The organism is Streptomyces sp. NPDC054770, assembly GCF_053611985.1.
The window spans coordinates 1-12,868 of record NZ_JBSHBL010000148.1 but is presented as its reverse complement, the minus strand read 5'-3'; the positions used below and the strand labels follow the sequence as shown (position 1 = coordinate 12,868).

Below are 12,868 nucleotides of genomic sequence, written 5' to 3'. Positions count from 1 at the left end.
ATCTCGGTGGTCGCGTTGAGCTTAATGGTGCAGGAGCCCAGCGGGATCATGCCGCGGTCCAGCGCGTAGTCCCGGTCGGCGAGCCGGCGCAGGTAGCGCAGCATCGCGGTCTCGGAGCGGTGCTGCTGGAAGACCGGGTGGCTCAGGTAGCCGTCGGCGCGCAGCAGCGCCTCGGGCAGCGTGTCCTCGGCGACGGCGTCCAGCGCCTCGATGTCGCCCTCGACGCCGAAGGCCGTCCAGACGGCACCCAGCTGGGCTCGGTTGGTGGTCTCGTCGCAGGCCATGGAGACGTGGTCGGCGTCGACGAGCCGCAGGTTGACACCGCCCTCGCGGGCAGCGGCGACGACCTCGGCGGCCTTGCCGGGCACCCGGGCGGTGAGGGTGTCGAAGTAGGCACTGTGGACGATCTCGACTCCGCCGGCCCTGAGCCCCGCGGCGAGGATGGTGGCGTACCGGTGCGTGCGCTGCGCGATCGCCCGCAGCCCCTCGGGCCCGTGGTAGACGGCGTACATGCCGGCCATCACGGCGAGCAGCACCTGCGCGGTGCAGATGTTGCTGGTGGCCTTCTCACGCCGGATGTGCTGCTCGCGGGTCTGGAGCGCCAGCCGGTACGCCCTGTTCCCGTCGGCGTCCACGGAGACGCCCACGAGCCGCCCGGGCAGGCTGCGCGCGAACTTCTCGCGGACCGCCATGTAGCCGGCGTGCGGCCCGCCGAAGCCCATCGGGACGCCGAACCGCTGGGTGGTGCCGACGGCGATGTCGGCCCCGAGCTCGCCCGGCGAGGCCAGCAGCGTCAGCGCGAGCAGATCGGCGGCGACGGTGACGAGCGCGCCGACTCCGTGCGCCTGCTCGACGACGGCCTTGATGTCGCGTACGGCACCGGAGGCGCCGGGGTACTGGATCAGCACGCCGTTGATCTCACGCGCGGCGAGGTCGGCCGGGATCCCGTCACTGAGGTCGGCGACGACGACCTCCACACCGGTCGGCTCGGCCCGGGTCTGGATCACCGCGATGGTCTGCGGCAGCGCGTCCGCGTCGACGACGAAGACGCCCTTCTTGTTCTTGCCCATGCGCAGCGACAGGGCCATGGCCTCGGCGGCGGCCGTGCCCTCGTCGAGCAGCGACGCACCGGAGGTGGGCAGTCCGGTGAGGTCGGCGACCACGGTCTGGAAGTTCAGCAGCGCTTCCAGCCGACCCTGGGAGATCTCCGGCTGGTACGGCGTGTAGGCCGTGTACCAGGCGGGGTTCTCCATCACGTTGCGCAGGATGACGGGCGGCGTGAAGGTCCCGTAGTACCCCAGGCCGATCATCGAGTCGAGCACCTGGTTCCGGTCGGCCAGCGACCGCAGCTCGGCCAGCACCTCGGCCTCGGTCCGGGCGCCGGGCAGTTCCAGGCGCTCGGTGTTCTTGATCACGTCCGGCACGGCGGCTGCGGTCAGGTCGTCCAGCGAGCCGTAGCCGACCTGGGCGAGCATCTTGGCCCGAGCCTCGTGATCGGGCCCGATGTGGCGCTGCTCGAAGGGAATACCCTGCTCAAGCTCGGAGAGCGGAATGCGGGCGGTCATGTGCGGAGGCCTCCTGGTCTGACGCGACCTTCGAGGGGTACCCCGGCACGGGTACCCCGACGGCCTCCCCCTCTGTCATCTCAACCTGAGAGCTTCGCCGGTTCCGCCCACGCGGACTTCCGGCTTTCACCGTCGGTGAGGGCGGACACGGTCGACGTCCGCCCTGCTTTCCAGAGTGACCTCGTCCGTGCGGTACGTGTGCCTGAGAGATTCCGGGGAGGATTTGCTCCTTCGGCGCCTCCGGTTGCCCGGAGGACTCTCCCGCACGGGGTCAGCAGCCGCTGCCAGCCTACCAGCGAGGGCAACACCGGAGCCTTCGAGTGGCCGCCTCCTTGAATGTGCTCTTTTGTAGTGCTTACGGATGAGTTGCGACCAAGTGGAGGGCCCGTGCTGACCGACATCGATCCGCGCAACCTGATCGGCCGCAAGGCGTTCGACCGCAACGGTACGAAGATCGGCACGATCGACGAGGTGTACCTCGACGACGCGACGGGCGTGCCGGAGTGGGCGGCCATACGCACCGGCCTGTTCTCCCGGGACGCCTTCGTGCCCCTGGAGCCCAGCGAACTGGTCGAGGGCACCCTGCACGTCCCCTTCGACCGCGCCCTGATCAAGGACGCCCCCGACTTCGGGGTAGGCCGCCATCTCTCCCCGGAGCAGGAACTCCAGCTCTACCACCACTACGGCCTGGACACGACTCCCCCGCCCCAGGGCCATCCGGACCACGACTTCGGCAAACTGGCGGGCACGGAGGACGCGGGGGCGTGAAGCCGACGCCGGGTTCGGTCGGGTCGCTGCCCAGCCGCCCCCTTTCAGCTACTCAGCTGCGGGCAGGCGTGCCGCAGGGCGGCACGGGTGGGCGCAGCGGCACCCTGCCAGCGCCGGTAAGCGACCCCGCCCACAGTCACCCCGGCACCAACGGCAACGGCTCCGCCGGCTCCAGCTCAGGGTCCTCGACCCGAAACGTCCGCACCCTCCCCGGCCCCGCCGCCCCCGGCGTCTCGAACCGCACCGTCACCCGTCCCAGCCCACTCCCCTGCACCCATCCGTGTCCGTACTCGGCGTGCCGCACATCGTGCCCCGCGGGCCACCGCCGCTCGGCGACCGCCTCCTCCTCGGCGACCGCCTCCGCGACGTCCTCCTCCGCCGCGGACTCCGCCGCCCCCTCCCCGGCCGCCGCCTGCGCGAACAGGTCCTCCTGTGTGTAGTCGGCCAGCCCCGAGACCCCCACCCCCAGCAACCGCACACCCCCCGTCGTGTCCACCGAGTCCAGCAGCCGCGCGGCCGCCTCCCGCACCACCGCCGGATCGTCGGTCGGCCCCCGCAGCGTCTCCGACCGGGTGAGCGTCGAGAAGTCGTACCGCCGTACCTTCAGCACGATGGTCCGCCCCGACAGCCCCGCGTCCCGCAGCCGCCGTACACACCGGTCGGCCAGCCGCTGCACCTCGAGGCCCACCCGCAGCCGGTCGTGGATGTCCACGTCGTAGGTGTCCTCGACCGACACCGACTTGGTCTCCCGCTCGGCCACCACGGGCCGCTCGTCGTGGGCCAGGGCCATCGCGTACAGCGCGTGCCCGTGGGCCTTGCCGAGCAGCCGGACCAGCTCGTCCTCCCCGGCCTCGGCGATCTCGTCGACCGTGGTGATCCCGGCCCGCCGCAGATGGTCCCCCGTCGCCGGCCCCACCCCCGGCAGGGTCCGCACCGGCATCGGCCCCAGCATCGCCCGCTCGGTGCCCGGCTCGATCAGCACCAGCCCGTCGGGCTTCGCCTGCTCGGAGGCGATCTTCGCGAGCATCTTGGAGGCGGCGAGCCCGACGGACCCGGAGAGCCCTGTGACGGCCCGTATGTCCGCGCGCAGCCTCTCCCCCACCAGCCGCGCCGTCGCCGCGTCCCGGGCCGTCTCACCGGCCTCCAGGTCCACGAACGCCTCGTCCAGGCTGAGCGGCTCCACCAGCGGCGACAGCCCGCGCAGCAGCCCCATCACCTGCTCGCTGATCGACCGGTACAGCCCGAAGCGCGGCACCAGGTACGCGGCGTTCGGCGCCAGCCGCCGTGCCTGCCCCATCGGCATCGCGGAGTGCACCCCGAACACCCGGGCCTCGTACGACGCGGTGGCCACCACACCGCGCGGTCCGAGCCCGCCCACGACCACGGCCTTCCCGCGCAGGCTCGGCTTGGACGCCTGCTCCACCGAGGCGAAGAAGGCATCCATGTCGAGATGCAGGATCGTGGGCGCGTTTCTCACATCTCCGATGCTGCACCACGCCACTGACAATGCCCCGGCACGGACCCGTGCCGGGGCATCAGAAGAAGTTCAGGGGCCCAAGGGTCTTCGGGCCAGGACCTCAGACCGCCCGGTTGCGCCGCCGGGCCAGCTCGTCGGCGGGGTTGTGCCCGACGAGCGTCTCACCGGTGTCGACCCGCTCGCCGTGCAGCTGGGACAGCGCGCTCTCCACGTCCCGCCACACCACGCCCACCGCGATCCCGAAGATGCCCTGACCGCCCTGGAGCAGGGCGTGCACCTCGTCGGGCGAGGTGCACTCGTAGACCGTGGCGCCGTCGCTCATCAGGGTCATGCGCTCCAGGTCGCGGAAACCGCGTTCCCGCAGGTGCTGGACGGCGGTGCGGATGTTCTGGAGGGAGACCCCGGTGTCCAGGAACCGCTTGACGATCTTCAGGACGACGACGTCCCGGAAGCTGTACAGACGCTGGGTGCCCGACCCGTAGGCGGGCCGCACACTGGGCTCGACCAGGCCGGTGCGGGCCCAGTAGTCGAGCTGCCGGTAGGTGATGCCGGCCGCCGCGCAGGCCGTTGGCCCGCGGTAGCCGATCTCCTCGGTGGCCATGGACGCCGCCCCTCCGCCGCTCGGCACTGCGGTCGGCCGCTGCGGGGCGTGACCGGCAGTGCTGCTGTGAAGCGGGTACGGACCGCTCTCCCCGAAACCGCGTTCCGGGGCACCCCCAGCCGTACCGTCGCCGCTGCTTCTCACGCCGACCTCCGTCCTTGACCTGCCTTCTCGACGGTAGGCAGTCACCAGGGGTGCGTCAACGATCGCCACACTCGGCACGCCGAGTGATAATCACCCTAGGAGTGGTTTCCCGTGCCCCACCGCGGGGAAAGGCTAGCCGAATGCTCTGGCGGGAAGCCGTAGGACGCTCTCAGTGGCCGCTGGCAATTGCCCATGAGTTTCAACTGTGACCAGCCGCGAACCGGCCCGTCACCGACCTTGCGGTGGGTGACGGGCCGCTCGGGTCTCTCACTGGCTGCTGGTGCCGAAGTCCTCGGGCGAGATCTGGTCGAGGAACTCGCGGAACTTCTCCACCTCGTCCTCCTGCTCGTCCGGAATCGCGATGCCCGCGTCGTCCAGCACCGTGTCGCTGCCGTAGATCGGCGTTCCGGTGCGCAGCGCCAGCGCTATGGCGTCGGACGGACGGGCGCTCACCTCGACCCCGCTGGCGAACACCAGCTCCGCGTAGAAGACGCCTTCACGAAGGTCCGTGATGCGCACTTCGGTGAGCTCCTGGCCGACGGCCTCCAGCACGTCCTTGAACAGGTCGTGGGTCAGCGGCCTGGCCGGCGCCATACCCTGCTGGGCGAAAGCGATCGCCGTCGCCTCCCCCGGCCCGATCCAGATGGGGAGGTAACGGTCGCCTCCCACTTCGCGCAGGAGCACGATCGGTTGGTTGGAGGGCATTTCCACCCGGACACCTACGACATCGAGCTCGTTCACACAGCAACCCTAGGCCGTGCCCGGGACGTTTGGGTAGTCGGGCCGGGAACGCGCGCCCGATCCGGCCCCGGCCCGGGTCCTGTCGTGGTACTCATGGCAGCCGCACCCCGAGCGCGGTCTGCACGAGCGCGGCATGCAGCTTCACCGTGAGCGCCGCCAGCTCCTTCGTACGGGCCTCGGCGTGGGCCCTGGTCTGCGGGTTGCGGTGCCGCTTGAGCGGCGCCACCACCTGGTCCACCAGACCGGCCTCGCGGTCGGCGGCGCCCTTCATCACCCGAAGATGGCGCGGCTCGATCCCGAACCGGCCCAGCTCGGCCACGAGCGAGGCCACGGTGACCGTCTCGGCGTCGTACACGCCGTCCTCCAGCGGGGCGATCAGCCCGTACGACTCCCACTCCGCGAGGCAGTTCTCGTCGATGTCGGCGGCCGCGAGCAGTTCGTCCCGGCCGATCCGGGCCACCGTGGGCGTCTCCACGACCGTCGGCACGGCCTCACCGTCCCGCTGCCGCCCCAGCACGGGCAGCTGTACCGCCTCGCCGCGCTCCATGGCTTCCAGGTACTCCCGGATGACCTTCAGCGGCAGATAGTGGTCCCGCTGCATCCGCAGGACGTGTCCGAGGCGCTCCACGTCCCCGGCACTGAACTTCCGGTACCCCGAAGGAGTCCGGCGCGGCTCGATGAGCCCCTCCGACTCCAGGAAACGGATCTTGGAGATGGTGACTTCGGGGAACTCGTCGCGCAGCACGTTCAGCACCGTGCCGATGCTCATCAGCCCGGGTTCCGTGGCGGCGGTGCCGTGACCGGTACCGCCGCTCGGTGTGTGCAGCATGGGCCTTCTTCCCTGGGGTCCCCCGGACGAGGTCCGGCGGGGTCAGATGCCCTGCCGGCTCGCGTAGAAGACCAGCCGGTACTTGCCGATCTGGACCTCGTCACCGTTCGACAGCGCGACCTGGTCGATGCGCTCCCGGTTGACGTACGTGCCGTTGAGGCTGCCGACGTCGGCCACCGTGAACGAACCGTCCGGCTGGCGGCGGAACTCCACATGCCGGCGCGAGACCGTCACGTCGTCCAGGAAGATGTCGCTCTGGGGGTGACGGCCGGCCGTGGTCAGGTCGCTGTCCAGCAGGAAGCGGCTGCCCGAGTTCGGGCCACGGCGCACGACCAGCAGCGCGGAGCCGAGCGGCAGCGCGTCGACCGCCGCCTGCGCCTCCGGCGAGAGCGACGGCATCTTCGTCTGGCCGGTGACCTCCGCGTCGTAGGCCTCCAGACCGGAGATCGAGATCGTGGACGTCGTCTCCGCCGCACGCTCGGGGACGGCGCCCGCACGCAGCGGAGCACCGCAATTGGAACAGAAGCGGGCGTTCTCCGCGTTGCGGTTACCGCACCTCGTACAAACCAGGGCCGACATGGACGGATCCTCCTGCCGCGGCTGCCCCGCCGGGGCGTTGGACGCGTACGGGCCGGAGGCAAACCCTCCACCCGCACCTGAGGTTGACGGTTGCCCGAAACCTATGCCGCCGGACTGGGACGGGTCAACTGACGGCGCGCCCTGACCTCCCGAAATGTCACCCCCCGGACCAGCCACCTGGTCCCGGAACAGCGGGCGCTGGCCCTCCGCGTCGGGCTGTGCCCGATGGCGAGCGGTCGCGTTGTCGCTACCCTCTCGCGCGCTCTTGCCGAACAACTTCGCAAACAACTTCACGGGCGATTCCCCTTGACCGAAACAGACCCGCCCGTGGGGCAGGACGAACCCTGACTGAATAAACCGGCCGACCCGGACAACCACACAACGTCCGTATCCACCAGACAGTTTCCACCACGCACCGGTTCCCCGGTGCGCCGACCCCCCGCATCCTCATGCCCTCGCCCGACGTCCCCCATGCACCGCCGGTTCACTGTGAGGACGACCGAGCGTAGTCAGGCTGCTTCGCCGGTCGCAAGGCATCCACGACGATCTTGGCCGACCGCTCGACGGTCACAGTCGCCTGTTCCTTCTCCAGGGTCTGCACCACGCCTCCGGGGATGTTAAGTGCCGGTTCGAGATCCTGCGGCTTGCCGATCACCCTGAAAACGTAGGGCTGGGTGATCTTGTTCCCGTCGACGCTCACACTCTTGCCGGAGTCGCTGAGGTAGGTTCCGGCGATCACCCGTACCCCGTTGACCTGGATCGCCTCCGCACCGGCCGCGCGCAGTTCCTGGATCGCGTCGAGCAGCATGTCCGCCTGCACCGTCCCCTTCGGGTCGTCGACCGTCATCGTGATGCCAGGACCCTGGGCCGCCACAGTGCCCGCGAGAATACCGAGTTGCCGCTCCTTCTCGGCCGTCTGCTTCCGGGCCTCCGCCGCCTGGTCGGAGCTGCTCTGCAACTCCTGGCGCTGCTTCTCGAGTCCTGTCTTCTCGTCCTCAAGACGCTGAGTACGGTCGTCCAGTTCATCGAGGATGCGAACAAGATCCTCCTGGCGGGCCCCGCGCAGCGCGCTGTCGCTGTCGCTGTTCGACGCCACCTGCACGGCGAGCCCGAACCCGAGCCCGAACAGCAGCACCGCGACGATCAGTTGGGCCCTGCTCAAGCGTGGCGGCCACAGCCCCTGGACCAGCCGCCGGCGGCCGGTCAGCCCGGCCGGCGGCTTCGGTTCGGCGGACTCGGCCTCCGGCGCCGTGGCGGGCACCTCGGCCGGGAGTTCCCTGCGCAGCCGGTGCTCCGGCCGCTCCTCGTGTTCGCTCATGTCGCTCACGCCCGGAAGACGTGTCGCCGGATCGCCGCGGCGTTGGAGAAGATACGGATACCGAGGACCACCACGACCCCCGTGGACAGCTGCGACCCGACACCCAACTTGTCGCCCAGGAAGACGATCAGCGCGGCCACCACCACGTTGGACAGGAACGACACCACGAAGACCTTGTCGTCGAAGATCCCGTCCAGCATGGCCCGCAGACCGCCGAAGACGGCGTCGAGCGCCGCGACGACGGCGATCGGCAGATACGGCTCGACGACCGCCGGAACCTCAGGCCGGACCAACAGTCCGGCCACGACGCCCACGACGAGGCCAAGTACGGCGATCACGATGTGCCCTTCTCAGTCTTCTCGGTGTACGGCTGTGCTGTTCGTACGATCACACTCGGCGCGGCGGGCAACCGGACGTCACTCTCCGTGGAGATGGTCGCCCGGATGTCGAAGTTCTCCTCCAGCGCGTGCAGGTACAGCCCGTCGGGACTGTCCTGGAACCTGGAGCCGAGCCTCGCCCCGTCCCCCACCGCCAGCACCGTGTACGGCGGCACCAGCGGCCTGTTGTCGACCAGTATCGCGTCCCCCGCGGCCCTGATCGCGGACAGGGCGGTCAGCCGCTGCCCGTTGATGGAGATCGCCTCGGCGCCCGAGGCCCACAGCCCGTTCACCACGCGCTGCATGTCATGGTCCCGCACCCGGCCGGTGTCGGAGAACCCGGAGGTCTCCCGGGGATTGCCGGGGTCGCCGCCCGAGGACGCCTCCTTGGCGTCGTTCACCACCAGCTTCACACCGGGGCCGTGCACCGCCGTGGCGCCCGACAGGATGTCCACCAGATCCGCCTGCCCGCTGCCGCCGCTGTCCTTCAGCGCGGCGCGCTGGCGGGCGCTGACGTCGTCCCGCAGCTTGTCGACACTGGTCTCCAGCTTGTCGGCGGCCGCCGTCTCCCGGTCGACCCGGTCGATGAGCTCCTGGCGCTCCTTGGCCACCACGGGCGCCGTCACCCGCGCCTGCGCCGCTCCCACGGTGACCACCAGGGCCGCGAGCACCAGACCTCCGGCGAGGCCCAGCCGGGCCCGGAGGGTCTTCGGCATACCGCCGTCCTCGCCCCGAGCCCGCTTCCGCGCGGCCGCCTCGGCATACCCGTCGTCGAGGCTGTGGTCCATGACGTTGGTGATCAACGACATGGAGGCGTCCGGGCGCGACGGCCTGGAGACGCTGCTCCGAACGGGGGGTTGCTGCGGCATGCCGCACATCGTCGCACGTTGCGGCCAGTACCTCCGAACGGCCCCACCGGCGTGCCGGACCGGCCCCCATGGGGACACGTGTCCGGCACGCACGCGTGCAGCCGCTTTACCGACCGGCGCTGTCCACGATCGCCGACCACTCGTCCAACAGGGCCTGCGCGGAGGCGTCGTCGGGCCCCTCGGCCCACAGATGGGTGACCGCCTCGGCCGGGTCGGGCAGCACCATCACCCAGCGCCCGTCGGTCTCCACGACCCGCACCCCGTCGGTCGTGTCGACGAAACGATCATCGGCCGCCTCCACGACACGCCGCATGACCAGCCCCTTGACAGCCCACGGCGTCGCCAGGTCCCGCTTCAGGACATGCGCCTTCGGGATCCGGGCGTCGATCTGGCTGAGCGTGAGCTGCGTCCGCGCCACCAGACCGATCAGGCGTACGAAGGCCGCCGTACCGTCGTACACGCTGCTGAACTCCGGAACGATGAATCCGCCCTTGCCGTCACCGCCGAAGATGGTCCCTTCCTCGCGCCCCACGCGCGTGAGGTCGTCGGGAGAGGTGGTCGTCCACTCCACCTGGGTGCCGTGGTACGCCGCCACCTGCTCGGCGATCCGGGTCGTGGTGACCGGAAGCGCCACCCGTCCGCTGCGCCGCTCCGCGGCGACCAGGTCGAGCATCACCAGCAGCGCCCGGTCGTCCTCGATGATGCGGCCCTTCTCGTCCACCAGGGACAGCCGCTCACCGACCGGGTCGAACCGCACGCCGAACGCGGCCCCCGAGGACGCCACGATCTCGCCGAGGCGCACCAGTCCCGCCCGCCGCTGATCGGCCGTCTCCGTGGGCCTGGCCTCGTTCAGGCCGGGGTTGATGGTCAGCGAGTCCACCCCGAGCTTGCCGAGCAGACTGGGCAGCACGAGTCCGGCGCTGCCGTTGGAGGCGTCCACGACGACCTTGAGGCCTGATTCGGCGATCCCGGTCGAGTCGACGTTCCGCAGCAGCGACCCGGTGTACGAGTCGAAGACGCTGGCCGGGAAGTACAGGTCGCCGATCTCACCGGGGAACGCACGCCGGTACTCCTGCCGCGCGAAGATCCGGTCCAGCTTGCGCTGACTGGCCTGGGAGAGGTCGGCACCCTGCCCGTCGAAGAACATGATGTCGACGGAGTCCGGCACCCCGGGCGAGGTCCGGATCATGATCCCGCCGGCGCTGCCCCGCCCGGTCTGCTGCCGAGCCACGGGCAACGGCACGTTCTCCAGGTCGCGTACGTCGATGGCGCTGGCCTGGAGCGCGGAGATCACCGCCCGCTTGAGCGCACGGGCACCACGGGAGTGGTCACGGGCCGTCGTGACGGTCGACCCCTTCTTCAGGGTGGTGGCATACGCACCGGCCAGCCGTACGGCCAGTTCCGGGGTGATCTCGACGTTCAGGATCCCGGACACACCCCGGGCGCCGAACAGATGGGCCTGGCCCCGGGACTCCCAGATCACCGACGTGTTGACGAAGGCGCCGGCCTCGATGGTCTTGAAGGGATAGACCCGGACGTTGCCCTGCACGATCGATTCTTCACCGATCAGGCACTCGTCACCGATGACCGCACCGTCCTCGATCCGTGCGGCCCGCATGATGTCGGTGTTCTTCCCGACGACACAGCCCCGCAGGTTGCTGTGCTGCCCGACGTACACGTTGTCGTGGACGACGGCCCGGTGCAGGAAGGCGCCGCTCTTCACGACGACGTTGGACCCGACGACGGTGTGCTCGCGGATTTCCGCGCCGGCCTCGACCTTGGCGTAATCACCGATGTACAACGGCCCACGCAGCTCGGCATCCGCGTGCACCTCGGCGCCCTCGGCCACCCACACACCGGGGGATATCTCGAAGCCGTCGATGTCGACGTCGACCTTGCCCTCCAGGACGTCGGCCTGCGCCTTCACGTACGACTCGTGGGTACCGACGTCCTCCCAGTAGCCCTCGGCGATGTAGCCGTAGACCGGCTTGCCTTCCTTCATCAGCTGCGGGAAGACATCGCCGGACCAGTCGACGGGAACGTCGGCCTCGACATAGTCGAATACCTCGGGCTCCATGACGTAGATGCCCGTGTTCACCGTGTCGGAGAAGACCTGACCCCAGGTCGGCTTCTCGAGGAAACGCTCGACCTTGCCTTCCTCGTCAACGATGGTGATGCCGAATTCCAGCGGATTGGGCACGCGCGTCAGGCAGACCGTGACGAGCGCGCCCTTTGCCTTGTGGAAGTTGATCAGTTCGGTGAGGTCGAAGTCGGTCAGCGCATCGCCGGAGATGACGAGGAAAGCATCGTCCTTCAACGCCTCTTCGGCGTTCTTGACGCTTCCGGCGGTACCGAGTGGCTTCTCCTCGTTGGCATAGGTGAGCTCCATACCGAGCTCCTCGCCGTCCCCGAAGTAGTTCTTGACCAGCGATGCCAGGAACTGCACAGTGACGACGGTCTCGGTGAGCCCATGCCTTTTGAGCAGCCGCAGCACATGCTCCATGATCGGTCGGTTCACGACCGGAAGGAGTGGCTTGGGCATGCTGGAGGTCATGGGGCGAAGGCGTGTGCCTTCACCACCGGCCATCACGACGGCCTTCATGTCGGAAGCGTCCTCCTCTAAGAGATGACGGTCTAGCCGACTTCACCCGTCAAGATTGTCCCGCACTTTTCCGCCGCGGGCCATCGAGAGCAATCGAGGGGCCACTAGGTCCGGACAATCGCCGAGTTCAATCGGCTGTGGCGTCCGCACGAACCAGGCGACGGACCTGCACCACGTAGAGCACTCCTGCCCACCAGTACAGGGTTGTACCCCAACCTGCGAACGCCCATCCGAAAATAGCAGCGAGTGACGAGATCCAGCCGGTTCCGTCACTGAGCAGGAGGAGAGGGAAGGCGTACATCAGATTGAACGTGGCGGCCTTGCCCAGGAAGTTCACCTGCGGCGGCGGATAGCCGTGACGCCGGAGGATCCACACCATCACCAACAGCATCAGTTCACGCAGCAGTAGTGCGGCCGTCAACCAGATCGGCAGGATCTCCCGCCAAGTGAGCCCGACCAGGGTCGAGAGCACGTAGAGCCGGTCCGCGGCGGGGTCAAGGAGCCGGCCGAGGCTGCTGATCTGGTTCCAGCGCCGGGCGAGCTTGCCGTCCAGGTAGTCGCTGACGCCGCTGAAGAGCAGTACCAGCAGGGCCCAGCCGTCGCTGTTGGGCCCGCCGAACTCGGGCCTGAGGATCAACCACAGGAAGACGGGAACGCCGACGAGACGGGCCATGCTGAGGATGTTCGGGATGGTGAGGACCCGGTCCGTCTGGACACGGGTCTCCTGGACCTCCACCCGGGAGCCTCCTGTGGTGGGAAACGAGCCAACTTTGCTCCCTGACCCTACCTCAACGCAAAAAAGCTCTGGCTCTTGGGCTTGTCGCCCAAGAGCCAGAGCTCTAAAAGGAGTTCGGCGGTGTCCTACTCTCCCACAGGGTCCCCCCTGCAGTACCATCGGCGCTATAAGGCTTAGCTTCCGGGTTCGGAATGTAACCGGGCGTTTCCCTCACGCTATGACCACCGAAACACTATGAAACTGTAGAACTCTGCCGCACCAC

The 12,868-nt window shown here is 69.1% G+C and carries 12 protein-coding genes, 1 rRNA gene and 1 riboswitch; of the genes, 1 reads left to right on the top strand and 12 read right to left on the bottom strand.

The genetic code is table 11. The features are described 5' to 3' along the window. A partial coding sequence (gene gcvPA, locus ACWGKQ_RS51035) for an aminomethyl-transferring glycine dehydrogenase subunit GcvPA (RefSeq protein ID WP_453298981.1) occupies positions 1–1,565 on the bottom strand: 1,565 nt, incomplete at its 3' end. Between the two features lie 180 nt (positions 1,566–1,745). Beyond that, positions 1,746–1,839: riboswitch (glycine riboswitch) on the bottom strand. A gap of 113 nt (positions 1,840–1,952) precedes the next feature. Between gcvPA and ACWGKQ_RS51030 the strand changes: the two genes are divergently transcribed. Then, a complete protein-coding gene (locus ACWGKQ_RS51030) occupies positions 1,953–2,333 on the top strand; it encodes a PRC-barrel domain-containing protein (protein ID WP_189266722.1) in 381 nt (126 codons plus the stop codon). A gap of 136 nt (positions 2,334–2,469) precedes the next feature. On the opposite strand, the gene ACWGKQ_RS51025 is transcribed toward ACWGKQ_RS51030, so the two are convergent. The 11 genes from ACWGKQ_RS51025 to rrf all read right to left on the bottom strand — a co-directional run bounded on the left by ACWGKQ_RS51025 (position 2,470) and on the right by rrf (position 12,835). After that, positions 2,470–3,810 (bottom strand): DNA polymerase IV, encoded by a 1,341-nt coding sequence (locus ACWGKQ_RS51025; RefSeq protein ID WP_453298980.1) that lies wholly within the window; start codon positions 3,808–3,810, stop codon positions 2,470–2,472. Positions 3,811–3,910: 100 nt separating this feature from the next. Further along, the gene (locus ACWGKQ_RS51020) at positions 3,911–4,555 is read right to left on the bottom strand and encodes a MerR family transcriptional regulator (RefSeq protein ID WP_453298979.1); all 645 of its coding nucleotides are present in this window, start codon (positions 4,553–4,555) and stop codon (positions 3,911–3,913) included. Between the two features lie 267 nt (positions 4,556–4,822). Continuing rightward, positions 4,823–5,296, bottom strand: coding sequence for a bifunctional nuclease family protein (locus ACWGKQ_RS51015; RefSeq protein WP_026253112.1), 474 nt, complete (start codon positions 5,294–5,296; stop codon positions 4,823–4,825). A 91-nt stretch (positions 5,297–5,387) separates the two neighbouring features. Next, positions 5,388–6,125 carry a transcriptional regulator FtsR gene (gene ftsR / locus ACWGKQ_RS51010; RefSeq protein WP_453298978.1) on the bottom strand — a complete coding sequence of 246 codons (738 nt, stop codon included), beginning with the start codon at positions 6,123–6,125 and terminating at the stop codon, positions 5,388–5,390. A gap of 42 nt (positions 6,126–6,167) precedes the next feature. Further along, complete coding sequence (locus tag ACWGKQ_RS51005; protein ID WP_453298982.1) at positions 6,168–6,998, bottom strand: FHA domain-containing protein; 831 nt, start codon at positions 6,996–6,998, stop codon at positions 6,168–6,170. 190 nt (positions 6,999–7,188) lie between these two features. Further along, positions 7,189–8,022, bottom strand: coding sequence for a DUF881 domain-containing protein (locus ACWGKQ_RS51000; protein ID WP_453298977.1), 834 nt, complete (start codon positions 8,020–8,022; stop codon positions 7,189–7,191). A 5-nt stretch (positions 8,023–8,027) separates the two neighbouring features. Next, entirely contained in the window at positions 8,028–8,360 is a 333-nt protein-coding gene (locus tag ACWGKQ_RS50995) for a small basic family protein (protein ID WP_046727248.1), read from the bottom strand. After that, positions 8,357–9,268 carry a DUF881 domain-containing protein gene (locus ACWGKQ_RS50990; RefSeq protein WP_453298976.1) on the bottom strand — a complete coding sequence of 304 codons (912 nt, stop codon included), beginning with the start codon at positions 9,266–9,268 and terminating at the stop codon, positions 8,357–8,359. Before ACWGKQ_RS50990 ends, ACWGKQ_RS50995 begins: the two co-directional genes overlap by 4 nt. Before the next feature lie 106 nt (positions 9,269–9,374). After that, positions 9,375–11,870 carry a sugar phosphate nucleotidyltransferase gene (locus tag ACWGKQ_RS50985; protein ID WP_453298975.1) on the bottom strand — a complete coding sequence of 832 codons (2,496 nt, stop codon included), beginning with the start codon at positions 11,868–11,870 and terminating at the stop codon, positions 9,375–9,377. Positions 11,871–11,997: 127 nt separating this feature from the next. Further along, positions 11,998–12,606, bottom strand: a complete 609-nt coding sequence (locus tag ACWGKQ_RS50980; protein ID WP_453298974.1) for a CDP-alcohol phosphatidyltransferase family protein — start codon at positions 12,604–12,606, stop codon at positions 11,998–12,000. Between the two features lie 112 nt (positions 12,607–12,718). Continuing rightward, positions 12,719–12,835 (bottom strand): 5S ribosomal RNA (gene rrf, locus ACWGKQ_RS50975). Positions 12,836–12,868 lie beyond the last annotated feature (33 nt).

Coding starts and splice junctions, on each gene's coding strand:
- ftsR (WP_453298978.1), bottom strand. CDS start 6,125: ATGCTGCACACACCGAGCGGCGGTACCGGTCACGGCACCGCCGCCACG.
- ACWGKQ_RS51000 (WP_453298977.1), bottom strand. CDS start 8,022: ATGAGCGAACACGAGGAGCGGCCGGAGCACCGGCTGCGCAGGGAACTC.
- ACWGKQ_RS50990 (WP_453298976.1), bottom strand. CDS start 9,268: ATGCCGCAGCAACCCCCCGTTCGGAGCAGCGTCTCCAGGCCGTCGCGC.
- ACWGKQ_RS50985 (WP_453298975.1), bottom strand. CDS start 11,870: ATGAAGGCCGTCGTGATGGCCGGTGGTGAAGGCACACGCCTTCGCCCC.